The organism is Winslowiella toletana, from assembly GCF_017875465.1.
GTDB classification, from domain to species: domain Bacteria; phylum Pseudomonadota; class Gammaproteobacteria; order Enterobacterales; family Enterobacteriaceae; genus Erwinia; species Erwinia toletana.
Window position 1 is genome coordinate 4,820,519 of the sequence record NZ_JAGGMQ010000001.1, and the last position, 26,823, is coordinate 4,847,341.

The 26,823-nt window shown below is 53.9% G+C and carries 23 protein-coding genes; 6 read left to right on the forward strand and 17 right to left on the reverse strand.

What is annotated here, in order from left to right; translation table 11 throughout:
* The 7 genes from J2125_RS22655 to betT form a co-directional block, all read right to left on the reverse strand.
* On the reverse strand, nt 1-903 hold the full coding sequence (locus J2125_RS22655; RefSeq protein ID WP_017802211.1) for a LysR family transcriptional regulator: 903 nt from the start codon (nt 901-903) through the stop codon (nt 1-3).
* A gap of 135 nt (nt 904-1,038) precedes the next feature.
* Entirely contained in the window at nt 1,039-1,818 is a 780-nt protein-coding gene (locus J2125_RS22660) for an L-threonylcarbamoyladenylate synthase (protein ID WP_017802212.1), read from the reverse strand.
* A gap of 243 nt (nt 1,819-2,061) precedes the next feature.
* Nucleotides 2,062-2,667 (reverse strand): glutathione transferase GstA, encoded by a 606-nt coding sequence (gene gstA / locus J2125_RS22665; protein ID WP_017802213.1) that lies wholly within the window; start codon nt 2,665-2,667, stop codon nt 2,062-2,064.
* Nucleotides 2,668-2,828: 161 nt separating this feature from the next.
* Nucleotides 2,829-4,331 (reverse strand): dipeptide/tripeptide permease DtpA, encoded by a 1,503-nt coding sequence (dtpA, locus tag J2125_RS22670; RefSeq protein ID WP_017802215.1) that lies wholly within the window; start codon nt 4,329-4,331, stop codon nt 2,829-2,831.
* 476 nt (nt 4,332-4,807) lie between these two features.
* A complete protein-coding gene (locus J2125_RS22675) occupies nt 4,808-5,149 on the reverse strand; it encodes a hypothetical protein (protein WP_026111852.1) in 342 nt (113 codons plus the stop codon).
* Between the two features lie 87 nt (nt 5,150-5,236).
* Nucleotides 5,237-6,814 (reverse strand): sensor domain-containing diguanylate cyclase, encoded by a 1,578-nt coding sequence (locus tag J2125_RS22680; protein WP_017802217.1) that lies wholly within the window; start codon nt 6,812-6,814, stop codon nt 5,237-5,239.
* A gap of 87 nt (nt 6,815-6,901) precedes the next feature.
* Complete coding sequence (gene betT, locus J2125_RS22685; protein WP_017802218.1) at nt 6,902-8,917, reverse strand: choline BCCT transporter BetT; 2,016 nt, start codon at nt 8,915-8,917, stop codon at nt 6,902-6,904.
* A 161-nt stretch (nt 8,918-9,078) separates the two neighbouring features.
* Between betT and betI the strand changes: the two genes are divergently transcribed.
* The 3 genes from betI to betA all read left to right on the forward strand — a co-directional run bounded on the left by betI (nt 9,079) and on the right by betA (nt 12,877).
* Nucleotides 9,079-9,675 (forward strand): transcriptional regulator BetI, encoded by a 597-nt coding sequence (gene betI / locus J2125_RS22690; protein ID WP_026111854.1) that lies wholly within the window; start codon nt 9,079-9,081, stop codon nt 9,673-9,675.
* A gap of 22 nt (nt 9,676-9,697) precedes the next feature.
* On the forward strand, nt 9,698-11,164 hold the full coding sequence (betB, locus tag J2125_RS22695) for a betaine-aldehyde dehydrogenase (RefSeq protein WP_017802220.1): 1,467 nt from the start codon (nt 9,698-9,700) through the stop codon (nt 11,162-11,164).
* 66 nt (nt 11,165-11,230) lie between these two features.
* Complete coding sequence (gene betA / locus J2125_RS22700; RefSeq protein ID WP_209499540.1) at nt 11,231-12,877, forward strand: choline dehydrogenase; 1,647 nt, start codon at nt 11,231-11,233, stop codon at nt 12,875-12,877.
* A gap of 46 nt (nt 12,878-12,923) precedes the next feature.
* On the opposite strand, the gene J2125_RS22705 is transcribed toward betA, so the two are convergent.
* Entirely contained in the window at nt 12,924-14,933 is a 2,010-nt protein-coding gene (locus tag J2125_RS22705) for a helix-turn-helix domain-containing protein (RefSeq protein ID WP_017802222.1), read from the reverse strand.
* Between the two features lie 133 nt (nt 14,934-15,066).
* On the opposite strand from J2125_RS22705, the gene J2125_RS22710 reads away from it, so the two are divergent.
* The 3 genes from J2125_RS22710 to J2125_RS22720 all read left to right on the forward strand — a co-directional run bounded on the left by J2125_RS22710 (nt 15,067) and on the right by J2125_RS22720 (nt 18,888).
* Nucleotides 15,067-16,326 (forward strand): MFS transporter, encoded by a 1,260-nt coding sequence (locus J2125_RS22710; protein WP_017802223.1) that lies wholly within the window; start codon nt 15,067-15,069, stop codon nt 16,324-16,326.
* Nucleotides 16,327-16,338: 12 nt separating this feature from the next.
* Nucleotides 16,339-17,733, forward strand: coding sequence for an amidohydrolase (locus tag J2125_RS22715; protein ID WP_017802224.1), 1,395 nt, complete (start codon nt 16,339-16,341; stop codon nt 17,731-17,733).
* 78 nt (nt 17,734-17,811) lie between these two features.
* On the forward strand, nt 17,812-18,888 hold the full coding sequence (locus J2125_RS22720) for a porin OmpC (RefSeq protein WP_017802225.1): 1,077 nt from the start codon (nt 17,812-17,814) through the stop codon (nt 18,886-18,888).
* A gap of 40 nt (nt 18,889-18,928) precedes the next feature.
* Here the strand turns inward: J2125_RS22720 and nth are convergent, their stop codons facing one another.
* The 9 genes from nth to ydgT all read right to left on the reverse strand — a co-directional run bounded on the left by nth (nt 18,929) and on the right by ydgT (nt 26,301).
* Nucleotides 18,929-19,564, reverse strand: coding sequence for an endonuclease III (gene nth, locus J2125_RS22725; protein ID WP_017802226.1), 636 nt, complete (start codon nt 19,562-19,564; stop codon nt 18,929-18,931).
* The gene (locus J2125_RS22730) at nt 19,561-20,262 is read right to left on the reverse strand and encodes an electron transport complex subunit E (RefSeq protein ID WP_017802227.1); all 702 of its coding nucleotides are present in this window, start codon (nt 20,260-20,262) and stop codon (nt 19,561-19,563) included. Before J2125_RS22730 ends, nth begins: the two co-directional genes overlap by 4 nt.
* Nucleotides 20,255-20,887, reverse strand: a complete 633-nt coding sequence (gene rsxG, locus J2125_RS22735; RefSeq protein WP_026111856.1) for an electron transport complex subunit RsxG — start codon at nt 20,885-20,887, stop codon at nt 20,255-20,257. The genes J2125_RS22730 and rsxG overlap by 8 nt, the downstream gene beginning before the upstream one ends.
* A 12-nt stretch (nt 20,888-20,899) precedes the next feature.
* The gene (rsxD, locus tag J2125_RS22740) at nt 20,900-21,958 is read right to left on the reverse strand and encodes an electron transport complex subunit RsxD (RefSeq protein ID WP_017802229.1); all 1,059 of its coding nucleotides are present in this window, start codon (nt 21,956-21,958) and stop codon (nt 20,900-20,902) included.
* Nucleotides 21,959-24,250 carry an electron transport complex subunit RsxC gene (gene rsxC / locus J2125_RS22745; RefSeq protein WP_209499541.1) on the reverse strand — a complete coding sequence of 764 codons (2,292 nt, stop codon included), beginning with the start codon at nt 24,248-24,250 and terminating at the stop codon, nt 21,959-21,961.
* Nucleotides 24,243-24,821, reverse strand: coding sequence for an electron transport complex subunit RsxB (rsxB, locus tag J2125_RS22750; protein ID WP_017802231.1), 579 nt, complete (start codon nt 24,819-24,821; stop codon nt 24,243-24,245). Before rsxB ends, rsxC begins: the two co-directional genes overlap by 8 nt.
* Complete coding sequence (rsxA, locus tag J2125_RS22755; protein WP_017802232.1) at nt 24,821-25,402, reverse strand: electron transport complex subunit RsxA; 582 nt, start codon at nt 25,400-25,402, stop codon at nt 24,821-24,823. The genes rsxB and rsxA overlap by 1 nt, the downstream gene beginning before the upstream one ends.
* Nucleotides 25,403-25,528: 126 nt before the next feature.
* Nucleotides 25,529-25,972, reverse strand: coding sequence for a DUF2569 domain-containing protein (locus tag J2125_RS22760; RefSeq protein ID WP_017802233.1), 444 nt, complete (start codon nt 25,970-25,972; stop codon nt 25,529-25,531).
* A 113-nt stretch (nt 25,973-26,085) separates the two neighbouring features.
* On the reverse strand, nt 26,086-26,301 hold the full coding sequence (ydgT, locus tag J2125_RS22765) for a transcription modulator YdgT (RefSeq protein WP_017802234.1): 216 nt from the start codon (nt 26,299-26,301) through the stop codon (nt 26,086-26,088).
* Nucleotides 26,302-26,823 lie beyond the last annotated feature (522 nt).

Here is a 26,823-nt window from a genome sequence, read left to right on the forward strand (position 1 = left end):
TTAATTTATCTCTCGCTGCAACCGCGCCTGCAAGTCGCTGGCAAAGCGTCTGACCCGTGGCGAAAGGTTGTTCTCCTCTTTAAACAACATCCATGCGCGATAGGTATCCATCCGCCAGCCGGGCAGCAGGCGCGTTAATTTACCGCTGTTTAACGCGTCCTGAGTCATATAATCCGGCAGATAGGCGATACCGGTGCCCGCCAGCGCAGAGCTCATCAGCGCGACGCTATTATTGGCGCGAAAGCGGCTGCGCACCTCAATATCCAGCTTCTGCTTATCTTTGCGAAACGGTAATGAAATGGTATGGGCCGGGCCGCGGAACAGAATATAGTCATAGCGCGGCAGATCTTCCGGTTTCTCAATTTTAGCATACTGGCGCATATATTCCGGCGTGGCGTACAGGCCCCAGGTAATATCAACCAGCGGCTTTACCAGCGCATGTTCCGGGGCGTCCCGACCAATGACAATCGCCATATCGTAGTGATCGTCCTGCATATTTACCGGCCGGTCGGTTAAATCGAGATCGACGCTGACATGAATATTACCGGCAATAAAATTATTCAGCACCGGTACAATACACTGGCAGCCGAAGGTCACCGGCGCCGCAAGTTGCAGGTTGCCCATCGGCTCTTCATGGAAGTTGCGGATAAAGCGCTCGGCACTTTTCACTTCATTGAGGATGCGCTGGCAGTACTGATAATAGCTCTGGCCCAGCTCAGTCACCTCAATGGTACGGGTGGTGCGTTTCAGCAGTTGCGCGCCAAGACGCACTTCCAGCTGCGCAATTTCACGGCTGACAGAAGATTTCGACAGCTGCAACGCGCGCGCGGCTTCGGTAAAACTCAGGGTTTCCACCACGCGGGCAAATGCCACCATTGAGGCCAGATTTTCAATGTTGCTCATTTTATACCCTGCGGCTTTTTTGCTGGAGAAGGGGGCATAATCTAGCACATAAATACAAAAAGGTCTGAGTCCTGTGAACACAGAACTCAGACCTTACGCGGTATTAACTCAGAGGGGTAAAACGTGTCTCAGGGATTAATAGTAATCGCCGTGGCGGTAATCCCAGGTGGTGAAGATATCAGACATCATCGACATAATTTTATCGACATCCAGACCTTTACGGATCAGCACCGGGCAAGGGGTCACTTTACGTTCGCCTTTCTGCTCTGGCACCAGTTTACCGTTGGCATCAACCATCGAAACCATCACACCCTGCTCGTAACGGGTTTTATTGGTATCGTTTGGCTGGATAGATTTCACATAGTCATTCGCGCCAATAATCAGGTCGGCACGCTCTTCGATACGATCGCCAATCCCTTCAACCAGGCCGCGGTTGCCTTTGCCTGACGGGTTAGCGGAGCTGGCGAAGGAGAATTTGCCATGGTTTTCCCACAGCTCTTTCGCCAGAATCTCACCCGGCTTACCGAATTTGATCACGAAGCAGCTGGTCTGACGGCCATCCATCATCAGCTCTTTGGAACCGTCATCAGGAATACGCGCCAGGGCTTCTTCTTTCCACGGCAGGATGCAACCCAGCAGCACGTCAGCGTCCCAGTGCTGCTGATACAACTGCTCGATTTCCGGGTTCAGCTGGGCCAGTTCTTTCAGCTGTTCCAGTGAGCCACACAGCACAACGCCAGGTTTGTTACGGTTACGCTGTTTGGCTTCAAACTTGCGCTCCAGACCGGCTTTGTCAGAGGTCATAATGATGTAGCCCACTTTCGTCGGGCAGACAATCATCCCGCCGTCTTTCGCCAGAATTTCAATTGCTTCCGGCTGCAAGCCACCATTCCACTCTACTTTTGCGTTGCTCATAGGGACACCTTTTACTCAGATTCAGATTACATCAGCTTTTCAGCTGTATCGGGTATAAGTCAATCCTACCTCGCTTTCGCTGAACGGCAAGCGCTGCGCAGCAAAAGCGGGGATTGTTTCATATTGGCAACAATGGTGATGAAAATTACAGGGAATGAGGGGGTTGGCGCTGTGAGAGGCAGCGCCTGAGACTGGCGAAGCTTGACGCAGAAAAAATCGACAGCGGAGGAGAAAATGATCTGCTTAAACCAGCCCCTCTGCTTTTAACGCCGCAATCACCGCGGGACGTTCCGCTACGCGCGCAGCCCAGCTATTCAGCGCATCCAGACCGCTAAGATTGAGTTTCAGCGCCACGGCCCAGCGGGTAATATTGTAGAGATAAGCGTCGGCGACGCTAAAACGCAGGCCCATCAGCCACTGTTTCTCCTCCAGCTCGTCATTAACATACGCAAATCTTTGTTCCAGCGCGGCGCGTAGCGTCGCTTTATATGCGTCCGGCACGGCGGAGTCAAAGAGTGGGTAAAAACTTTTATGCAGCTCGGTGGCGATATAGTTAAGCCATTCGATGGTGTGGTAGCGCGTCAGGCTTCCGGCCGGGGCCAGCAACTGGCGATCGGCTTTCAGGTCGGCAAGATACTGAATAATCGCCACTCCCTCGGTCAGTACGCTGCCGTCATCCAGCTCCAGCGCCGGAACCTTGCCTTTGGCATTAATCTGGCGGTAATCGTCACCTTGCTCGGTGGTTTTGCGGGCGAGATCGACCTTTACCGCGGTGAAATCGAGGCCGCATTCATGCAACACAATATGTGGTGAGAGAGAACAGGCGCCGGGGTGATAAAACAGTTTCATCAGTTGCTCCTTGGGCTGTGCGCAGAGGGATCTGATTAGCTTAGTGCCGGAAGTAAAAATTGTCAGTGAAGCTGGCCGTTACGCGGCGATTTTTCTCCGTCTGCGGCGCAAAAAAAAAAGCCGCCTGATAAACAGGCGGCTGCACAGGTTCAGGCAGGCGATTAGTTTGTCGCGTTGGCCTGTTGTAGTTCAGCGGCGTCGTCACCCTGCGTCATACGATTAAGCAGCGGGGCGGTTAACATCATCAGGATGGCAATCACCCCGGTGGCGATGCCAATTTTCAGGAACACATCACCATAGACGTGCAGCGATTGCAGCGGATCGGTAACGTTTTCTGGCACTGCCATCAGATTGGCGATTTTACCGGCGATAATCGCCGCGCCAGCGGTGGTCAGGAACCATGCACCCATAATAAAGCCCATCAGACGCTGCGGAACCAGCTGCGCCACCATCGCCAGACCCAGACCGGAGATCATCAGCTCACCAATACTCTGCAACGCATAGCTGAGGATCAGCCAGTTAAGCGACACGATACCGAGATCGCTGGCGAATTTGGTTCCCAGCGGCAGCACCAGGAAGGCGCCGGAGCAGAGCACCATGCCGATGGCAAATTTATGCGGCATTGGCAGGCGGTCGCCCATTTTATTGTACAGCGCAGCCAGAATCGGGCTGCCGATCATAATCCAGAACGGATTCAGCGCCTGGAACTGCTCCGGCTGGAAGGTAATCCCCAGCATGCTGTGCTCAACGTTACGGATGGCAAAGAAGTTCAGCGAGGTTGGCATCTGGCTGTACAACACAAAGAACACCACCGCTTCCAGCATCAGCATAAAGGCGACAATCATTTTGCGGCGCGCGGCGCCCTGCATGGCAAAGGCTTCTTTACCAAACAACAGCACGATGCCAACCACGATACAGCCAAGGGCGATACGGGCAATCTGCTGGTTATGCAGCAGCCAGGTAGCGGCAGTGATCACCAGCACAATGCCGACGAGGGTCATCAGCAGTTTGCCAATATTTACCGGCGCGAAGTCAGGTTTAGAACCGTAGTTTTTCACCCAGCGACGACAGATCAGGAAGTTAACCAGCGTAATCAGCATGCCGACAAACGACAGGGAAAACGCCACGCTCCAGCCATATTTCGCCGCCAGCCAGGGTGTGGCCATAATCGAGAACAGGGAGCCGATATTGATCGCCATGTAATACATGGTGAAAGCGCCATCAAGACGCGGATCGTCTTTTTCATAGCAGGTGGAGAGCAGTGAAGAGGGGTTGGCTTTAAACAGGCCGTTACCGACGGCGATGGTCGCCATACCGATATACACCATGCTCTGATCGTGACCAGACCACGCCACCAGACCATAACCGGTCGCCAGCACCAGAATTCCCAGCACGATTACGCGCTTGGTACCCAGCACTTTATCACCCAGCCAGCCACCCACAGCGACCAGACCATAGACCAGCGCGCTGAATGAGGAGAACAGAGTGATGGAATCAGATTCAGTCATCCCCAGCATTTTAACCAGGTACACCGCCATAATGGCTTGCAGACCGTAGTAACCAAAACGTTCCCACAGTTCGATGGTAAAGATCAGATAGAACGATTTGGGTTGTTTGAACGCATTGAGGCTAACCTCATCAGTGTGTTTGTTTGCAGTAGACACTTGTACCTCTGGATAGATGCCAATTTCGCATCGGGAATTAAGCACGCGTAATAGCGCGAATCTATTCGGTGCGTTGTTATAAGATGGCAAAAACGGCGGTTAATTTCGCTGATCCGGCGGCATCAGGCAAGCCTTTTTTCATTCTCTGCAAAATCGGACAGTAGCGACGTTAAATAAGCGCAACAATGATGTTAAATGGTGTTAAATATTGATTTGTATTTATATGGCGAAATAATACACCACCACCCTGCGCAGGTTTTAGCCAAAAGAGGGTAAAGTTGCCATGGTCGTTAAACGCCGCGCAAAGCTGGTTTAAAATTTAATTTAACAGATTAAAATTCTGTTAATAGGCTGGCTGCTGATTTTATATGCGGGTTGCGCTTTTTTTAGCTTAAAAAGCGCGGTGTCGCGGATTGTATGTGAGCAGGATCACGAAACGGAATATTATTTCAGAACAAAAAAAAAGTTATCACCGCTTATTTTGCCTGTTGTTGCGCCGACAGTAATTGCTGGCAGGTAGCATCATTATCGCCTGCGCGCTGTTGCGCTGCCGGGGTGAGCTGCATCCAGCGGGCGACCACTTTTTTGCCAAGCGCCGGAATAAAAACAACCTTTTTCAGCGCATAATCGGAATTACCGCCTTCAATCACCTTTTGCATATCATCAAGAAAGCGCGAACGGTTATCGTGGCTGATACTGCAAAATACCGCGACGTAATAAGACTCATCTTGCTGGCTGTAATGCGGGGTCAGCCACCAGCCAGCAAGGGCGGCCACGGCCAGCACGGGAAAAAGTAATCGTAGTTTAGGAAATGTCATCGAAGAGAAAACCGTTATTAAAGCAGTAGCAGGGGCGCTACGGTAACAGGATTTGCCTGAGGGTTCGAGCCGGACGTCTGCCGCTGGTTAGTCGTTAATCACCGGCAGCCATGGCGTGCTTAGCGCGGATACCCGGTTACGGCCATTACGTTTAGCGGCATACAGCGCGCGGTCCGCGCCCTCTTTGATCCGGCGCACATCGCCCGGATTACCGCTGGCGGTGAGGGTAAAGCATCCGGCGCTCAGCGTAACCACATGCTCCGGACGGTCGCTGCTTTGATGGGATATTGCAGTTTCCCGCACCACATCCACCGCACGCTGTGCGATCACCCGAGCTTCCTGCAAGGTGGTATCGTGCAGCACAATAGCAAACTCCTCACCACCATAGCGGGCAATCAGATCCGCCTGACGATGCGGCATGGCGCGTAGTATTTCTCCCACCCGCTTCAGGCAGTTGTCGCCTGCCACATGACCATAGGTGTCGTTGTAGCGTTTGAAGTAGTCGATATCCATCATAATCAGCGATACCGGCTGACCATTGCTGGCGGATCGCTGCAAACTTTGCTCCAGCACCGTATCAAACTGCCGTCGGTTGGCCACCCCGGTCAGGCCGTCAACCAGCGCCAGCGCCTGCAACGCATGGTTAACGGAAGTCAGCTCATCACGCAGATGCGCCAGCTCACTCTGATTTTTAATATTGGTGCGCACCTGACGTAACACCGAGCCGCCCATAAACAGGATACTGATCAGTAAGGCGGCGTTCAGCGCCATATCCTGTAGCCGCTCCTTTAGCCACTGATCGATCAGCGTCGCGCGGTCATAACCCGCCGCCACCACCAGCGGATAGCGCTGTGAGCGGGCGAAACCGAAGATCCTGGGCTGACCATCCAGCACCGAACTCCACTCGCCGCTGCCGCGATCCGATTTGATCAGCATCTGGCGGAACAACGGGCTTTCCGCCAGGCTCATACCGATATAGCTGTCGGGCATCGGGCGGGCATACAACACGCTGCTGTCGGCCAGCATCAGCACCAGCACATCCTTGCTGCCCATTTCGTAGTAACTGTAATACTGGCGGAAATAGTCCACGCGAATGGTCGCCAGCAGCACGCCGGCAAATGCGCCTGCGGCGTCATTCATCCGCAAGGATACCGGGATCACCAGGTCGCCAGTACTGCGGCTACGAATCACCGGGCCGATATGGATGCCGGTGTGGCGATTGTTGCGGTGAAAATGGATATATTCGCGGTCGGCATTGTTAGCGCCCACTGGTTCACGATCCACCGAACGGGCTACCCATTTGCCTGACGCGTTAAAATAGAACAGGCCATGCAGCTGCGGCAGACGGCTGCGCAGTTCACGCATGGTGTTGCTCAGCGCACTGGCATCAAGGCTTGTAAGGTTACCGGCCTGGATATCGCGCTGAATATCTCTGAGGGTAATTTCGGTTTGCAGCACGGTATCTTCCGCCTGACGCGCCTGCGAGAGTGACAGATTGACCGCGGTCTGTTCCGCATCGCCAACGGTGCGCTGCCAGGATTCCTTCAGTGACCAGAGATTGATAATTACCACCGCCACAAATAACAGACAAACAAATACCGTAATGCTGCGCCCGAGTGAAGAGTTCAGAAGCAGTGAAGCGGACAGGCGGTTACTGAACCTCATTAAGTCATTCCTGATAAAAGCCATAACTAAGTAAAGCACAAAAGAAAAAGGGAGCCTGTAAGGCTCCCTTTTTAACGACGGATACGATTAACGAATCAGATGCAGGAACTGCAGATGGCGTTCATAGTGGTCGAGGATATCATTGATGATCTGCTCCTCGGTATACCCCACCAGATCGTACTCCTGGCTGCCTTCCCACAGATGTACTTCCGCGCGGTAGTAACGGCTGGCGGTATGGCTGAGATTGCCGCCGCTGCGCATAAAGGATGGCGTACTGTAGCCACTCATCTGCACACCGTAGTGGAAGGGCGCTTCGTCACCGTGGGAAACGCGGATGCCGAGGGTAAAGTCCTGCGGCGACAGATCGCTTTCCACCAGCAGACCTTTCTCCTCCAGCACCTCTGAGACCTTGCTGAGCGCCGGACGCACGGTCTCATCCATAAAGCGATACACCATATCGCGTGAAGGATAAGAGATGGCGCGGTTCAGACGACGACGCCAGCTGCTGGTATGGCCGGGACGATGGCGGTCCAGCAGTAACGGCGAGGCAATCGCCACTGAACGGCTGCGATCTTTCTGCTTCTCATGGTGCAGTGCGCGGTACATGGCAATCACAAACAGCACCAGCACCAGCGAAAACGGTAACGCACTCAGCACCACGGCGGTTTGCAGCGAGGTGTAATCACCGGCAAACAACAGTGACAGCGTCAGCACACAGACCGATACCGCCCAGAAAATGCGTAACCAGTTAGGCGCATCCTGAGCGGCGGTATCACCAACGCAGGAGAGATTAGCCACCACCAGCGCACCGGAGTCAGCGGAAGTGACAAAGAAGATAAAGCAGATTACCACCGCCAGCACAATCACTGGCGTCGCCAGCGGGTAGGTGGCCAGCATATGGTAGACCGCCATCGCCGGATCGCTTAACGCCACATCGCCGAGCTTATCCATACCTTTCTGATACAACGCCAGCGCGCTGTTACCAAACACCGACAGCCAGGCAAGGGTAAAGCCCATCGGGATCAGCAGGACGCCGATCACGAATTCACGCAGGGTACGGCCACGGGAGATACGGGCGATAAACATACCGACAAAGGGTGACCAGGCAATCCACCACGCCCAGTAGAATACCGTCCAGTTGCCGAGCCAGGTGTCTTTATTGCCGTCGCTGTAAGCATAGAGATCAAAGGTTTTACGCGGCAGGCTGACAAAGTAGTCGCCAAAGTTCTGCACCAGCGTGTTCAGCAGATGGCCGGTGGGACCGGCAAACAGCACAAAAGCGAACATCAGCACTGCCAGCAGCATATTCACTTCTGACATGCGGCGAATACCCTTATCAACACCACTGACTGCCGACAGGGTGGCCGCCCCCATCACAATCATAATCAGGATCACCTGCATGGTATGGCTCTGCGCAATACCGGTCAGGAAGCTGATGCCGGAGTTAATCTGCATCACCCCGATGCCTAGGCTGGTGGCCAGACCGAACAGGGTGCCGACAATACCGAACACATCCACCGCGTGGCCAATCGGACCGTTAATCCGGTCGCCAATCAGCGGGTAGAAAGCCGAACGCAGCGCCAGCGGCAGATTGTGGCGATAGGCAAAGTAGGCGAGGGACATCGCCACCAGCGTATAGATCCCCCAGCCGTGCAAGCCCCAGTGCAGCATGGTTAATACCATGCCGTCACGGGCGGCCTGCGCCGAACCGGCAACACCATCGGGTGGCTGCAGCAGGTGATCGAGCGGCTCTGAAGCGCCAAAGAACAGCAACTCGGAACCGATGCCGGCGGAAAATAGCATCGCTGCCCAGGTGCCATAACTGAAGTCCGGTGTCGAGTGGTCCGGCCCCAGTTTGATATCGCCGTAGCGTGAGAAAGCGACAAACAGAACAAAGCCGAGGTAGAAAGAGACCACCAGCATATAGTACCAGCCGAAGGTTGCCGATGCCCAGGATTGAGCGCGCGACAGTAACGAACTGGCCTGTTCGGGGAAAAGCAGGACACCACCTGAAAACAGTATCACTACCAGCGCGGCGCTAAAGAACACCGCTTTATTGAGTTTAACCGGCTGAAGTAACAGCCGATCCTGAGTTCCCAGCATTGAAAATCCTCATCAAAAAATAGCGAAGTTTGGTTGCGTTTATCCTTACAAAGAGCATGGAATTGTTATCCAGTTGTTACCAAGTCTAGTTTTTATTGATTGAACGTTCAATATAAAAAAGTTATTATCTCTCTCATTCAATAGTCGGAACCGATGAAACGATGCCAAAAGTTGGAATGAAAGCCATCCGTCAGGCGCAGCTGATTAACGCAACATTGACGGTTATCGATCGGGTAGGGCTGGCGGACGCCAGCATTGCGCTGATTGCGAAAGAAGCCGGTGTGTCGACCGGGATTGTCAGCCACTACTTTGGTGACAAAAACGGGTTGCTGGATGCCTGTATGCGCCAGATCCTGACGGACCTTTATCTGGCCGTTGAGCGACATCGGGTACGGGCTGCAGATAATCCGCAGGCGCAAATCCGCGCGATTATTGACGGTAACTTCGATTTAACTCAGGTGGCGGCACCAGTACTGAAAACCTGGCTGGTGTTCTGGACCAACAGTCTGCATCAGAAAAATTTGCAGCGTTTGCAGCGGGTTAATGATCGCCGACTGCACTCCAATATTACTGCGCAGTTTGCCCGCGAATTACCGCGTGAGCAGGCGCGCCAGGCCGGTAGCAGTATCGCCGCCTTGATTGATGGCTTGTGGCTGCGCATGACGCTGGCGCCACAGCCAATGGCTCACGGCTTAGAAGATGCTCGTGAGCTGTGTTATCAGAATCTCGCGCTCTGGCTGAACAGGCCGGAACGCTAAACCCCTTATCAGAGGAGGAGTCATGGCAGAACTCAATCGCCGTGGTTTATATATCAATGGCCGCGAACAGCAGGGCCAGGGTGAGGTTTTCACCAGCATTAATCCGGCCAATGGCGAAGTGATTGCGGAAATTACCGCCGCCAGCCAGCAGGATATCGACAGCGCCGTGGCTTCTGCACTCGCCGGTCAGCGCATCTGGCGCAGTTACACGCCGGTTGAGCGTAGCCGCGTGCTGTTAAAAGCAGTGGCGCTGTTGCGTGAACGCAATCAGCAACTGGCTGAGCTGGAAACTGCCGATACCGGTAAGCCGATCAGCGAAACCGAAGCGGTGGATATTGTTACCGGCGCTGATGTGCTGGAGTACTACGCCGGTCTGGCGGTGGCGGTGCAGGGTGAGTCGATCCCGCTGCGCGATACCGCGCTGGTGTACACCCGCCGCGAGCCGCTGGGCGTCTGCGCCGGAATTGGCGCCTGGAACTACCCGATTCAGATCGCGCTATGGAAAAGCGCCCCGGCGCTGGCGACCGGCAATGCGATGATCTTTAAGCCAAGTGAAGTGACGCCGTTAAGCGCACTGGAACTGGCGAAAATTTACAGCGAAGCCGGTCTGCCGGATGGCGTATTTAATGTGGTACAGGGTGCGGGCGCAGTGGGCAAAGCTCTTAGCCAGCATCCGGATATTGCCAAAGTCTCCTTCACTGGTCAGGTGGAAACCGGTAAACGCGTGGTGGCCGATGCCGCGTTGTCGAATCTGAAAGAAGTGACGATGGAACTGGGTGGCAAGTCGCCACTGATCGTCTTTGAGGATGCCGATCTTGAGCGCGCGGTAGATGCCGCGATGATGGCTAATTTCTACAGCAGCGGCCAGGTATGTACGAACGGCACGCGGGTATTTGTCCACCGCTCGCTGAAAGCCAGTTTCGAACAGCGTCTGTTACAGAAGCTGGCCAATATCAAAACCGGCGATCCGCGCGATCCAACGGTGAACTTCGGGCCGCTGGTCAGTGAGCAACACTGCCAGAAAGTGGTCTCTTACCTTGAACTGGGTCAGCAGGAGGGGGCGCGTCTGCTGGCGGGTGGTCACCGCATCACTGAAGGGCCGCTGGCGCAAGGCTGCTACGTCGAGCCGACGGTATTTACCGACTGTCAGGATGAGATGCGCATTGTGCGTGAAGAGATCTTCGGACCGGTGATGAGCATCCTGGTGTTTGATGATGAGCAGGAAGTGATTACCCGCGCCAATAACACTGAACTGGGTCTGGCCGCGGGCTTGTTTACCCGTTCGCTGGACCGCGCGCACCGCGTAATCCATCAGCTGGAAGCCGGTATCTGCTGGATCAACAGCTGGGGTGAGTCACCCGCGCCGATGCCGGTTGGCGGCTATAAGCAGTCAGGTCTGGGTCGTGAAAACGGTGTTGAGACGCTGAAGCACTACACGCGCACTAAATCGATTCTGATTGAGATGGGCGAGTATCCCACTGCGTTTTAAGTGATGAAGTAAGGTTTACTGGCCGGCAGCGTCTGCTGTCGGCACTGGTTTTTAGCTGGAGGTTTAATGCAGAAATTTGACTATATCATTATTGGCGCCGGTTCCGCTGGCAATGTGCTGGCGACCCGCTTAACTGAGGATGCTGACGTATCGGTACTTTTACTGGAAGCAGGTGGTCGCGATCATCGCCTTGATTTCCGTACCCAGATGCCAGCCGCTTTAGCTTATCCGCTACAGGGTAAACGTTATAACTGGGCGTTTGAAACCGATCCCGAGCCGCATATGGATAATCGCCGTATGGAGTGTGGCCGTGGCAAAGGGCTGGGCGGCTCTTCGCTGATTAACGGCATGTGTTATATTCGCGGCAATGCGATGGATTATGATAACTGGGCAGCGAAAACCGGTTTCGCTAACTGGTCATATCTTAACTGCCTGCCTTACTTCCGTCGGGCGGAAAAGCGTGATATCGGCGAGAACGACTATCATGGCGCTGAAGGCTATCTGAGCGTCACCACGCCTGCCAGCGATAACAATCCGCTGTACCGCGCGTTTATCGACGCCGCGACCGAGGCGGGTCACCATGAAACCGACGATCTGAACGGTTATCGTCAGGACGGCTTTGGTCCGATGGATCGTACCGTGACCGCTGATGGTCGTCGTTCCAGCACCGCGCGCGGTTATCTGGATGTGGCGCGTCAGCGCAGCAATCTGACAATTATCACCCATGCGCAGACCGACCGTATTCTGTTTGACGGTAAAACCGCCACTGGCGTGAAGTGGCTGGTGAAAGGCCAGCCGCAGCAGGCTGAAGCCACGCGTGAAGTGCTGCTGTGCGCCGGTGCGATTGCATCACCGCAAATCCTGCAACGCTCTGGCGTCGGCCCGGAAGAGTGGCTGCGCGAGCAGGATATTGATGTGGTGCATGCGCTGCCTGGCGTGGGGCGCAATCTGCAGGACCACCTCGAAGTCTATATGCAGTTCCGCTGCAAACAGCCGATCAGCCTCTATCCTTCGCTGAAGTGGTGGAATCAACCGGCGATCGGCGCTGAATGGTTGTTTAAAGGCACAGGTGTTGGCGCCAGTAACCAGTTTGAAGCCGGTGGCTTTATTCGCAGTGATGACCAGCCAGACTGGCCGGATCTGCAATACCACTTCCTGCCGGTGGCGATTAACTACAACGGCAGCAGCCCGGTCAAAGAGCATGGTTTCCAGGCGCACGTCGGGCCAATGCGTTCAATGAGTCGTGGCCGCATTAAGCTGAAGTCGACCGATCCTTATGCTGCGCCCTCGATCTTCTTTAACTATATGTCCGAGGAGCGTGACTGGCAGGAGTTTCGTAATGCGGTGCGTCTGACGCGCGAAATTATGCGTCAGCCAGCGCTGGCTCCATATTGCGGCGCAGAAATCCAGCCCGGTGTCGCGGTACAGAGCGACGAACAGATTGATGCGTTTATTCGTGAACACGCTGAGACCGCCTATCATCCATGTGGCAGCTGCGCGATGGGCAGTGACGAAATGGCGGTAGTGGATGAAGCCGGGCGCGTACACGGTATGCAGCAGCTGCGGGTGGTCGATGCCTCGATTATGCCGCAGATTGTTACCGGCAACCTGAATGCGCCGACGGTGATGATTGCCGAGAAGATCGCGGACGCCATTCGCGGCAAAGCCGCATTAGCCCGCTCGACCGCCGACTATTACCAGATAGCCGGATAATCGCTACACGGACGGTAACTCTGGCCTGCATCCCGGGCCAGAGTAATCAGTTGAATAATTTATTCAGATGACAGGCCAGGCTGACAATAAGAAAATCGTCTGGATGATTGAGGTTTAAACCGATCATATTTTCAATTTTTCTGATGCGCTGATAGAGCGTATTAACATGGATATTCAGCGCCGCGGCGCTATTAATTGTCGAGCAGCGATGATAAATATAACTGCTTAAAGTTATTAACAGGATTGCGTTTTTTTCTCCCTCCGCCATTAACGGCGCCAGAATATCCGCCACAAAACGTTTAAGCTCCTCCGGTTTATGATGAATAAACAGTCTTTCGATACCGGTTTCATGGAAAAATAATACTCCCTCTTTCTTACGTGTCTTCAGTACTTCCAGCGCGGTGCTGGCCTGCTGCCAGGCAAGTCTGAACTCATGGCGTTTAACTATTTCACTGATCCCCGCTTTACTGATTGCCGTTAGCGATAATTCCCTGGATATTCTGTCGGTAAATTCTTTTAATTTAACGCTGTGCAGATCGGAAATATAGACTGTGATGCTGGCACTGTCGGCATAGCTGAATACGTTGCGGCGTGAAAACAGCGTATTTAATTTATTGAGAGTGGCTAATGAAGTGACATCCTGGTTGACGGAGTCTTCCGCTTCCAGCCTGATGCAGATAATCCAGTTTTGCAGTACAAAGCCGTATCGGGAAAAAGTCTGCTCGGTTTCACTGGTTATGCCACGGGAAAAAAGCTGTTCGATTAGCGCAGATTTTCTTTTATGTTCCAGCATCAGACTGCTGGCTTTGCGCATAATCTCCATCACGATAAAGTCACCCAGACGCGACAGAATCAGGCGAGTCGCGTCGCTAATCGTGTCGCTATGCAGAATAAAAAAGCCAACCGCAAGCGCATCATGTTTCAGCGGCTGGATAAAATAATCGCCGTCGGTGAAACCGCTCTCCGCTGCAAAACGGCTGGTCAGATCGTCCCAGCGATAAGGAAAATTCACGGTGGCGGCATGACGATTGCCGAGGATATCAATATAACCTGCTTTCAGGTTTACCCGCTCACAGATAGCAACAATAAATGCAGTTAAGTTATTGACTCTGGTGGATAAACTGACCATTTCATTATGGAATTCCACGCTTCCTTTCAGCACCGCGTTTTGCCGCTCCAGCTGCTGGCGCAGCGCATCAACCTCATTCAGGCTGGATATTTTTTCGTCATGAATTTTGGCGTTGCGCCATGCCAGCGCCACCTGTGACGCAAAGGTCTCCAGCAGGGAAACCGCCAGTGAGTTAAAAATAGAGTGGCGGCTAAATGACAGCAGCGTCAGGGTGCCATAACAGATCTGTTTATCCTGCACCGGCACACAAACCAGTGAACTGGCAATTGGGTTATTTTCCATTACCGAAGCGCGCAGCGCGGACTGATGCGTCACTGAACCAATAATCGCTTCACGGGAATTGAGCGTGACCGATTGCCGGCTGGCAAATACCTGGCCGGATAGTGACTCCTGAGGGGATACCGCATAATCATAATAATTATCTTTAAAGCCGGAAAGGGCGATGGGGATCAGCAGATTTTTTTCCTCATCGTAAATACGAAAGATCACTGCATCGCTGAATGGAATGGTTTTTAATGCGCCATCGACTACATGTTGTGTAATACGCTTATGGGATAAACCGGAAGCCAGATGCCAGGTATTATCGCTGATGCTGCGAAACATCTTTTTTTGCTGCTGTAATATTTCGGAGAACAGATAAATTTTAATCTCATTTAATAAACCATTTAGCTGATTATCTGCACAGCCATGTTTATCACACGTGATGGTAATTATGATTGAGTCGATATACAGACAGATGGCTTCAATAACCAGATTTCCGCCATTAAAAGAGTGGGTGAGAATAAAGTTTTCATTTAACTCATCCATCTGCTGCTGATTACCCTGAATCAGATCGTCAAAGCGGTTATCCGAAGTGGCGACAGAGAAAATCGCTGACGGAAAATATTTACCGATCACTTTTCCCAGCGCAATAGTATAATCCTGCATTTTATCGTCCCGTATAAAGCCACATATAATTTATTTAATCAGTGTGTGAATCTACATAGATATGTATCACTTTTTTTGCAAATGTAGCAAGGCAGTTATTGATTTAATGGCGACCCTCCCTGAGGAAGTATCTATGAGTGACGTGAAGACGAGTAACAGAAACAAACTGATTATCTTCATTTTGTTTTTATGTTGGGTAGTGGGATTTATCGATAAAACAGCAATAAATATTGCCATCATTCCCATCAGTAACGATTTTGGCCTGGCCAGTGACCAGACCGGCATGATTATCAGCGGTTTTTTCCTCGCCTATTCCTTAACCCAGTTGATTGGCGGCTATCTGGTCGACCGGCTCGGCAGTAAAACTATCCTTACCGGCGCGGTAGGACTGTGGTCTGTGGCGACCGCCTGCACCGGTATGGCGGGCGGAGTGGTCAGTCTGGTGGTTTCCCGCTTCTTTGTCGGTATGGGCGAAGCGGTGTTTCCTTCCGGCAGTTCGGTGGTGATTGCACAGAAATTCGAACGGTCAAAAATGGCGCGGGCGAAGGCCTTTCTGCAATCCGGCGCTTCGGTGGGCTTTGCGGTTGGCTCGATTGTGGTGTCGGCGCTGATCGCGTTCTATAACTGGCGCATTATGTTTTTTGTGCTCGGCCTTGCGGGTGTGGCGCTGGCGCTGCTGTTATGGCTGGTGTTGCGTGAGCAGCCGGTCAGCCAGTCACAGCAGGTGGAGATCAGCGCGGCTGAACAGGCGCGCAAAGGGTCAGAGAAGAAACGCCTGATGGAGATTATCACCCGACCGCTGACCTGGCAGGTTGCCGCCTGCTACTTCTTTACCAATATTGTGTTCTGGGGACTGCAATCCTGGCTGCCTTCATACTGGGTTAAAGTGAAAGGCATGAGCATGGTGTCGATGGGCGCCTGGTCGGTACTGCCGCCGACGCTGGGCTTTATCTCCTTCCTGACCTGTGGCTGGCTGCTGGACCGGTTCTTTAATGGCCGCGAAAAGTACCTGATTGCTATCGGCGCAGCGGTATCGGCACTGTTTATCTGGCTGATGTTTAATGCCTCCTCTATCCCGCTGGCCTTCACCTGGCTGTCGCTGTCGAACATTTTCCTCAATGCCATCAGCATCAGCGTGTTTGTCACCATTATCAAACAGTTCCCGAAAGACTCAGTCGGCACTGCCACCGGCCTGATTAACTCGGTGGCGCAGATCGGTTCATTTCTGTCGCCGCTGGTGATCGGCTACATCCTGAAATTAACCGACCAGAACTATTCGTCAGCTTTTTTGATGATTATCGCCTGCGCCATCATCACCTGCCTGATTTCCCTGTCCATTAAACATCAGAACGCCCCGGTCGACGCAGAGCTGACTGCCGGCCCTGCACGCTAAAGAGAGAAACAGATGAACTACTTAGACATTATTAAGCACACCCTGGAAAAAGAGCGCGCGCGCATTGTGGCGGTAAGCGATCAAATCTGGGAATTTGCCGAAGTGCGCTACGAAGAAGAGCAATCCGCAGCGCTGATGGCGCAGACGCTGGAAGACGCCGGTTTTGCCGTGACGCGTAATGCCGGTGATATCAGTACCGCGTTTGTCGCCAGCTTTGGTGAAGGGCAGCCGGTGATTGCCATTCTCGGTGAGTATGATGCGCTGCCGTCACTGAGTCAGGAAGCGAATCGCGACTGCTATGCGCCGGTGGTGAAAGCAGGGCATGGACATGGTTGCGGGCATAATCTGCTGGGTTCCGGCGCGCTGGCGGCGGCGCTGGCGGCCAAAGCCTGCATCGAAACCCTCGGACTGGGCGGCACGATTAAATACTACGGTTGTCCGGCCGAAGAAGGCGGCGGGGGTAAAGCCTATATGGCGCGCGCCGGTCTGTTTGACGGTATTGATGCCGCTTTTACCTGGCATCCATGGGATGAAAATCTGGCCTATAACGCGCGCATGCTGGCCACCAACCAGGTGAAGTATTCGTTTAAAGGCAAAAGCACCCATGCCGCTTTTAGCCCGCATCTCGGACGCAGTGCGCTGGATGGGGTTGAGCTGATGAATGTCGGCGCTAATTTCCTGCGTGAACATATTATTCCCGAAGCGCGCCTGCACTATGCGATTACTAACGCCGGTGGCAGAGCGCCAAATGTGGTGCAGTCCGACGCGGAGGTGCTGTATAAAATCCGTTCGCCAAAAATGCAGCAGGTACGCGAAATCACTGAACGCGTCCATGATATTGCCCAGGGAGCGGCGCTGATGAGCGGCACCGCAGTCAGTATCGAGTTTGATGCCGCCTCGGCTGATCTGATCCCGAACGTGACCCTTGCCAGCATGCTGGACGAAGAGCTGGCGAAAGTCGGCGCGCTGACCTTTACTGCAGAAGAGAAAGCTTTTGCCCGCGCCATTCAGCAGACGTTCTCGGATGAAGAGAAAAGACTGCTGGCGAAACGCGGCGATGTGCTGGCGGAACAACTGACGCCGCTGCGCAAAGAGCCTGACTTTCTGAATGGTTCCACCGATGTGGGTGATGTCAGCTGGCTGGTGCCGGTTGGTCAGGTGTATATCGCCACCTGCGCCAGAGGCACGCCGCCGCACTCCTGGCAGATGGTGACGCAGGGTAAAACCAGTTACGCCCATAAGGGGATGCTGCTGGCGGGCAGCGTGATGGCGGCTGCAGTGGTACGGGCGCTGACCACACCAGAATTAATTGCTGCGGCACAGCAGGAGCATACGGAGCAGCTGGATGGCGAAAGCTATCGCTCACTGCTGCCAGCGGAGGCAAAGCCACGTCCGCTTAGCGATTAATTAATTCTGTCTCGCCTGAGTGGGCGCCAGCCCGCTCAATAATAATATTAATAATAAACTTCAGATGATGAGGCTAAAATGAGTGCAGGCAAAATCTCCATTATTATGGGGGCGTTGTTAATTTCTGGCGTTTGCGGTGCGGCGGAAATTTATAATAAAGACGGTAATAAACTTGATCTGTATGGCAGCATGCGCGCACGCCACTATTTCAGTGATGATACCAGCGTCGATGGTGATAATAGTTATGTGCGTTTTGGTTTTCGTGGTCAGACGCAAATTAATGATAAATTAACCGGCTATGGTCAGTGGGAATACAGTATTCAGGCCAATAAAGCGGAGTCCGAAGGAACCGAAGGGACGAAAACGCGTTTCGGTTATGCTGGCCTGCGTTATGGCGATTTAGGCTCGCTGGACTATGGCCGTAATGCGGGTGTGCTGTATGACGTTGCCGGTATTACCGACTACGCGCCGATCTTCGATATTATGACCGACAGCTATACCGATGGCTTTCTTACCGGACGCGCCAATGGCCTGCTGACCTGGCGTAACAATACGTTGTTTGGCCTGACGGATAAGGTTAAGTTCGCGGTCCAGTATCAGGGAGCGGAGGGCGATGACAGCAACAGCAGCGGTCGTTCGGTGTATACCACTAACGGCGAAGGCGCCGGGGTGTCGGTCAGCTACGACTTCGACTGGGATGGCACTCTGCTGGCGGCTTATGGCAACTCAAAACGCACTGCCGCTCAGCAGGCGCTGGCGTATGGCGATGGTGAACACGCTGAGATGTGGGCCGCCGGATTTAAATATAACCCTGGCAAGTTCTATGCGGCCATTAAATACTCGCAGGGAAAAAATATCACCCCGATTAAAAATTATGGCTACGCGAATAAGACGCAAAACTTTGAAGCTTATATGCGTTATGTTGCCGACAGTGGGGTGATTCCGGGAATTGGCTGGTTCCAGTCAAAAGGTAAACAGATTGAAGGCTATGGCGACGTCGATTTAATGAAGTACCTTGATGTAAGTGTCTCGTATTTCTTTAATAAAAACTTCTTCACCTATGCCGATTATAAAATTAATCAGTTAAATGATGACACGCCGTTTGGTATTTCTGGCGATGATACCTTTGGTGTGGGTATGACTTATCAGTTTTAACACGACACAGAATGCGTCAGATAATGACGCATTCTGCGGACTATATCTCGACCTTGTCGCTATATTCGCAAAGATCTTCAATCAGACAGGAACCGCAACGCGGTTTACGCGCCACACAGGTGTAGCGGCCATGCAGAATCAGCCAGTGATGACAATCAACCTTAAACTCGGCAGGCACCACTTTTAACAGCTTCTCTTCCACCTGCTCGACATTCTTGCCCGGCGCGAAGCGGGTACGGTTACTGACGCGGAAAATATGCGTATCCACCGCAATCGTCGGCCAGCCAAAAGCGGTATTCAGCACCACATTGGCGGTTTTACGTCCGACACCCGGCAGGGCTTCCAGCGCCGCGCGATCTTCCGGCACTTCGCCATTATGCTGTTCCAGCAACATGCGGCAGGTTTTAATGATATTTTCGGCTTTACCGTTAAACAGCCCGATAGTCTTAATATACTCTTTGACGCCATCCACCCCCAGCGCCAGCATTGCTGCCGGAGTATTGGCAACGGGGTAGAGCTTTGCCGTCGCTTTATTGACGCTGACGTCAGTGGCCTGCGCCGACAGCAGCACGGCGATCAGCAGCTCAAAAGGGGAGCTGAACGCCAGTTCGGTGGTGGGATGCGGATTATTGTCGCGCAGACGGCTAAGGATCTGCTGGCGTTTCTCTTTGTTCACATTGCCTTCCCTGGATGGCCCTCGGGCGTTGCCTGGGTTGCGGCAATACGCAGCGCACGCTGTTTCATCTTTTGATCGATCATATATTTGCCAGCCAGCATCATCCCCAGACCGATAAAGGCGCCTGGCGGCAGCATCGCCAGCAGCATTGGCGAATCGAAATGCACCACTTCAACGCGCAGTACTTTTGCCCATGGACCCAGCAGCTGGTCAGCACCGTTAAAGAGGGTGCCGTTGCCGATAATTTCACGCAGTGAGCCGAGTACAAACATCGCACTGGTGGCGCCCATACCGGTGGCAAAGCCATCCAGCGCCGCCAGCGGCACGCTGCTTTTCGACGCCACCGCTTCGGCGCGACCAACCACAATACAGTTGGTGACGATCAGCGGGATAAAGATCCCCAGCGACTGGTACAGGCCGTAGGCATAGGCGTTAATCAGCATCTGCACACAGCTCACCACTGCGGCGATAATCATTACGTAGATTGGAATACGGATTTCCGGCTTCACCCAGCGGCGCGAGGCGGAAATGGCGCTGTTAGTACAGATCAGCACCAGCGTGGTGGCAAGACCCAGTCCCAGCGCATTGGTGGCGGTAGAGGTCACCGCCAGCAGCGGACAGAGGCCCAGCAACTGCACCAGCGCCGAGTTGTTTTTCCACAGGCCGTTAATTAACAGGGTTTTAGCTTCACTACTCATTGGTGTCTCCACAGTCAGGCAGCGACGTGAGTCTGGCCGGCAGCGTTTCTACATACAGGGCAGTGCGTCTGGCTGCATTCACCACTGCGCGTGGGGTAATGGTGGCGCCGGTAAACTGGTCAAAATCGCCACCATCTTTCTTTACCGCAAACCGTTTATCATCCGGGCCGGAAAGCTGTTTGCCATTAAAACTGTTAATCCAGTCGGAAATGCGCAGCTCAATTTTATCACCCAGCCCCGGAGTTTCATGATGTTCCACCACACGTACGCCGTACACTTTACCGCTGAAGCTGGCGCCGACCAGCATCTGAATCTCTCCAGAATAGCCGTCTGGCGCGGTAGTCTCAATAGCCACCGCCACCGGTTTATCCTGCATGCGCGCCAGGTAGAGATGGTGAGGTTTGCCATTACCCAGCGCCTTATCAGTGACAACGTAACATTCCTGCTGGATGTGATTACTGTAAATCTCTGGCGGCACTACCTGATCCAGCAAGATTTTCTGCTGCACCGCGGTCTGATGTTCAATCGTCGGTTTGGTTACGGCATTAATCACGGCGGTGACGCCAGTGGTTACCGCCGCAAACAGCGCCAGGGTTACGCCATTTTTCCTGATGGAATCCAGCATGCTCATGATTGCTTATTCCTTGCGATGGCCGTAAACGCGCGGCTTAGTATAGTAGTCAATCAGCGGCACGGTGATATTGGCCAGCAGAACCGCAAAAGCCACCCCATCCGGATAGCCGCCAAAACTGCGGATCAGCCACACCAGTAAACCAATCAGTACGCCAAATATCAGACGCCCTTTATTAGTGGTGGAGGCGCTAACCGGATCGGTCGCGATAAAGAAAGCGCCAAGCATGGTCGCGCCGGAGAACAGATGAATGACCGGCGACGCCAGGCTTTGCGGTGCAATCAGCCAGCCAAGCGTGGCGCAGAAGGCCAGCGACAGCAAAAAACTGACCGGGATATGCCAGCGAATACAGTTGGTCCACAGCAGAAACAGGCCGCCGAGCAGAAAGCCGATATTGATCCACTGCCAGCCTAAACCGGCAATCACACCGCTATAGATCGGCTGCGCTAACAGCTGTCCGGCGCTGTGTCCGGCGCGCAGACCAGTCTTAAAGGTATCCAGTGGTGTGGCCTGGCTGACGCCATCAATGCCGACTTGCAGCTGCTGCATGGTTTCACCGGCCAGTGTGTGGTGGGTGAAGATCATGCTAAGGGAATCGAGAAAACCAGGGGTGATCGATTGCAGCGAATCCGGTGGTAACCAGCTGGTCATCTGCACCGGGAAGGAGATCAGTAACACCACGTAGCCAATCATCGCCGGGTTAAACGGATTCTGCCCAAGGCCACCGTACAACTGTTTGGCAATCACCACGGCAAACAGCGTACCCAGCACAATCAGCCACCAGGGGGCGAGAGGCGGAATGCTGATACCCAGCAGCAGGGCGGTCAGCAGCGCGGAGTTATCACCGAGATTCGCCGCCAGCGGTTGTTGACGCAGTCTGAGGATCAGACCTTCAGCCGACAGGGCGACAATCGCCGCCAGCGCCACCTGAATCAGGTTGCCACAGCCAAAGTAATACCACTGGGCAGCCATGCCCGGAATCGCCGCCAGTAGCACCAGCAGCATAATGGTGCCGGTGCTGCGACGATTGTGGGTGTAAGGCGAACTTGCAATACGAAAAGCCATTTATTCCTCTTGCACTGAATGCTGCTGCGCGGCTTTGCGCGCTTTTACACGAGCGATGGCCGCCGCCACTGCCGCTTTACGGGGATCGTCGCTTTCAGTTTCGCTGACAGCGGGTGCAGGTGATGCCGTTGGTTCAGTGGGTTGCTGAGCCGCCTTCTTCGCTTTGGCACGGGCTACCGCTGCTTCAATCGCTGCTTTACGCGGATCAACCTTTTCAGGCTGCTCAGCGGTTTCGCTGACTGCAGGGGCCTGCGCCGCTGCTTTTTTCGCTTTAGCGCGGGCAATTGCCGCTTCGACGGCCGCTTTACGCGGATCAACCGTTTCAGGCTGCTCAGCGGTTTCGCTGACTGCAGGGGTTTGCGCCGCTGCTTTTTTCGCTTTAGCGCGGGCAATTGCCGCTTCGACGGCCGCTTTGCGCGGATCAACCGTTTCAGGCTGCTCAGCGGTTTCGCTGACTGCAGGGGGGTGCGCCGCTGCTTTTTTCGCCTTAGCGCGGGCAATTGCCGCTTCGACGGCCGCTTTGCGCGGATCAACCGTTTCAGGCTGCTCAGCGGTTTCGCTGACTGCAGGGGGTTGCGCCGCTGCTTTTTTCGCTTTAGCACGGGCAATTGCCGCTTCGACCGCGGCTTTACGCGGATCCGCACTCTGACGGGTAACCGGCTCGGTCTCAGCCTGTTTTTCCGCCTGACGGGCATGCGCCTGTGCTCTGCGTGCTTCACGCTGTGCCATCACTACCGCGCTATCCGGCTCTTCAACCGTCTCTGTGGGGGCGCTGGCGGCATTTTTCGCTTTCACCCGTTCCAGCGCGGCCGTGATTTCACCCTGATCGCTGTTGCTGACTTTGCGTTTGGCCTGTTCATGGCGTGCTTCACGCGCCTGTTTCTCCCGCTCAAGACGCTGCTGACGCGCTTCAAAACGCGCTTTAGCCTGCGCGGTGCGCTGGGCTTCAAGGTCTATCGCCCGCAGCTCGGCTTTTTCCTGGCGATAGTACTGCACCAGCGGAATATTACTCGGGCAGACATAGGCACAGGCGCCGCACTCGATGCAGTCGTCAATATAGTGCGCGCGGGCTTTTTCATGATCGGCGCCCTGGCTGAACCAGTAGAGCTGTTGCGGCAGCAGATTGGCCGGACAGGCATCGGCGCAGGCGCTACAACGAATGCAGGATTGCTCCGGCTCGTTGTTGCCCATTTCGCTGGCGGATGGCGCCAGAATGCAGTTGGTGATCTTCACCATCGGTACATCCAGCGCGGGCAGGGTAAAGCCCATCAGCGGACCGCCCATCACCACCATCTGACCAGCCGCCGGGGTAAATCCAACATGGTGCAGCAGGTGGCTGACCGGGGTGCCAAGCCGGCCCCACAGGTTACAGGGTTGCGCCACTGATTCGCCAGTCAGGGTGACTACACGTTCGGTAAGCGGTTCGCCATCAATGATCGCGCGCTTAACTGCAAAAGCGGTGCCGACGTTCTGCATCAGCACGCCAATATCTGACGAACGACCACCGTGCGGCACCTCTTTACCGGTCAGAATTTTGGTCAGCTGTTTGGCGCCGCCGGAGGGGTATTTGGTCGGAATCACGCGCAGTTGCAGATCGCTGGCGCTGCCAAGGGCCTGTTTCAGCGCGGCGATAGCTGCGGGTTTATTATCTTCCACCCCGATCAGCACCTGCTCTGCATGCAGCACCCAGGCGAGGATACGCGAGCCTTCGAGAATTTCGTCAGCATAGTCCTGCATCAGACGGTCATCGGCGGTGATATAGGGTTCGCACTCGGCGGCATTGATAATCAGGGTGTTGACGCCGCTCAGTCCGCCTTGCAATTTGGTGCCGGTGGGGAAACCGGCGCCACCGAGACCGGCCACGCCCGCCTGGTGAATACGATTAATCAGTTCACTGCGATCCAGCTGGCGATAGTCGCTAAGGGTTTCGCGCTCAATCCAGCGGTCTGCACCATCCGGCGTAATAAATACGCACATCTCAGACAGCGCCGAGGGATGAGCGGTGATATGCGGGGCAATAGCTTCGACGGTGCCGGATGTTGGCGCATGCACCGGCAGCATCCGTCCGCGACCAAAGGTCAGCGGCTGGCCGCGCAGGACTTTGTCGCCCGGGCTGACGCACAGTTCACCTTCATGACCGATATGTTGCTTCAGCGGCATGATAAAGCGTTCCGGCAGCGGGATTTGACGCAGCGGCGTGCCATTAGACTGGGTCTTCATCTCCGGCGGGTGAATGCCGCCTTCAAAATCCCAGATCTTCTCTTTTTTCAGAAAATTAAACAGATTACGCATGACTTTCCACAGGAATAACCCGTACCGGAATGGTGTTCAGATCCCACTTCCAGTTGGCGGTAGTGGTCGCCACCGGACGCATTTCAATACAGTCGGTTGGGCAAGGGGCCACGCAGAGATCGCAGCCGGTGCAGACGTCGCTCAGCACGGTATGCATCGCGCGGGTGGCACCGACAATCGCATCGACCGGGCAGGCCTGAATGCATTTGGTGCAGCCGATGCAGTTCTCTTCATCGATCCACGCCACGGTGCGTACCGGTTCCTGCGCCGCCGCATCGCCATCAATGGGCTGTGGATCGACGTTCAGCAGTCCGGCCAGTTTCAGCATGGTCTGCTCGCCGCCCGGGGCGCATTTATTAATGGCTTCACCGTTGTTACCGACCGCTTCCGCATAGGGGCGGCAGCCAGGATAACCGCACTGGCCACACTGGCTCTGCGGCAGAATCTCATCGATTTGTTCGACAATCGGATCCGCCTCCACTTTAAAGCGGCGCGCGGCGTAGCCCAGCAGAGCGCCAAACACCAGACTCAGGGCGCTTAACGCAATAATCGCAATCCAGATGGCTGACATCAGAACTTCACCAGTCCGGAGAAGCCCATAAAGGCAAGAGACATCAGACCGGCGGTGATTAGCGCAATCGAAGAGCCTTTAAATGGCGCAGGCACATTGGCCAGCACCAGTCGTTCACGCATCGCGGCAAACAGCACCATCACCAGTGAGAAACCAATCGAGGCGCTAAAACCATACATCGCCGCCTGCATAAAGCTGTGATTCAGGTTGACGCTCAGCAGCGGCACCGCCAGCACGGCGCAGTTGGTGGTGATTAACGGCAGAAAGATCCCCAGCAGGCGATAGAGCGCCGGGCTGGTTTTACGCACCACCATCTCGGTGAACTGCACGGTAACGGCAATAACCAGGATATACGCCAGGGTGCGCAGATAAACCAGATCCAGCGGCAGCAGAATAAGGTGATTCACCAGCCACGCACAGATTGAAGCCAGTGTAATAACGAAGGTGGTGGCGAGTCCCATGCCAATTGCCGTTTCCAGTTTTTTGGAAACGCCCATAAAGGGACAGAGGCCGAGAAACTTCACTAATACGAAGTTATTCACCAGCACTGTGCCAACAAAAAGAAGCAGGTATTCGGTCATGGTTACGCCTGGAGGAAAAATAAAAGCCGCTTATTATCGGGCATTCGCGGCGGTATCACAATATCTGCGCCCCGGCGTGGGGACGGATAGCACTCAGGATTAAATTACTGACGATTTTGACATCACTTATGGCTCAATAAATGTTGTCTTAACCCGCTGAGAACGTTTGAAATAGGGTGCCAGAACCGATGCAGCCAGCAGTGCGATCAGCAAAGTCCGAATTGCCGTGCTGTCGCTCACCGGCGAGAAGGCAAAGGTTTTAATCGCCAGCACCACCGTCAATAGCAGCCAGATAATGTAGTGGCGCGGCAAACGCTGCGAGCGTTTACAGAACATCCAGGTGACCCAGATGCTGTAAACCCACATCGCCAGCGAGGTACCCAGTGACAGCGTCCACTGCAGGGTAAAGGCGTGAGTGTTATTCAGCAGTGCCTGACGCAGTTCCGGATTAAATAACGCGCTGAGATACATCGCCAGCACCAGCGCGCTGGTCAGCAGCGTCATAATCAACCAGGCCAGCGGCACAATAAGCCAGCCGCCAATACGTGGCGCAGAAGGTTGCACAGACATAATTACATTTCCTGACTGAGATAAACGGCGATAAGTAAGGCGAGGATTATACAGAAAAAAGGGGCAGATAACATCACAGGGCGGCGATTGCTGCCGCCCGCGCAGCGTTACGACTATAACACGTAGCGCCAGACCGATTTCGGCACACAGCCCAAATCAAATAAGCGTCCACCGGAAACTAATTCGGCGCGACGATGATCGGCAGCGCGATACATATTCAGAATCTCACTGTCATCGCTAAGCGAATAGTTAAGATGATCAAATAATTTTTCCAGGGTTTCTAAATTACTCACTTTACGAAATTTCAACAGGTAATCTTGTGCTGTCATAGTTGTCGTCGGATCAGGTAGGGGACAATAAGCTTCCAAGTATAGGGAGACGGTTAAAGCTGTCTATACCTCAAAGCGTAAACAGGCGTCAGAATCAGAAAAATGCGCCCCAATACCTCACAAAATGCTGCTTTTAAGAGTTTTCTGCACGCAATGGCCGTTCTGTTTGCCTTTGTGCAACCTAAATACACGCTTGTCAGCGACTAAGCGGCCAGGCTGAATCGAATAAAGCTAGCCCGATCATCATAAAAAATAACCCGTAAGCCCACTCCCTCGCCATTACAGGCAAAAAGGTCTTCTCCACCGCAGGCGTAAATAATCGCTTTCTGCCGTTGCCGCCATTTTTTCCGCTGTTACCGGTAAAAACAACAGTAAAGCTTCCAGTGTGCGACCAGTCACAGATTAGATAATTTTTTTTATGCCTGACCATGGGAGCGAAATGACAGAACTTTACGTGGTGCTGTAATCGCTTCCAAATGCTGGTGTGTTAACCGCTTCTGTTTATTACGATTATTCAGCCGC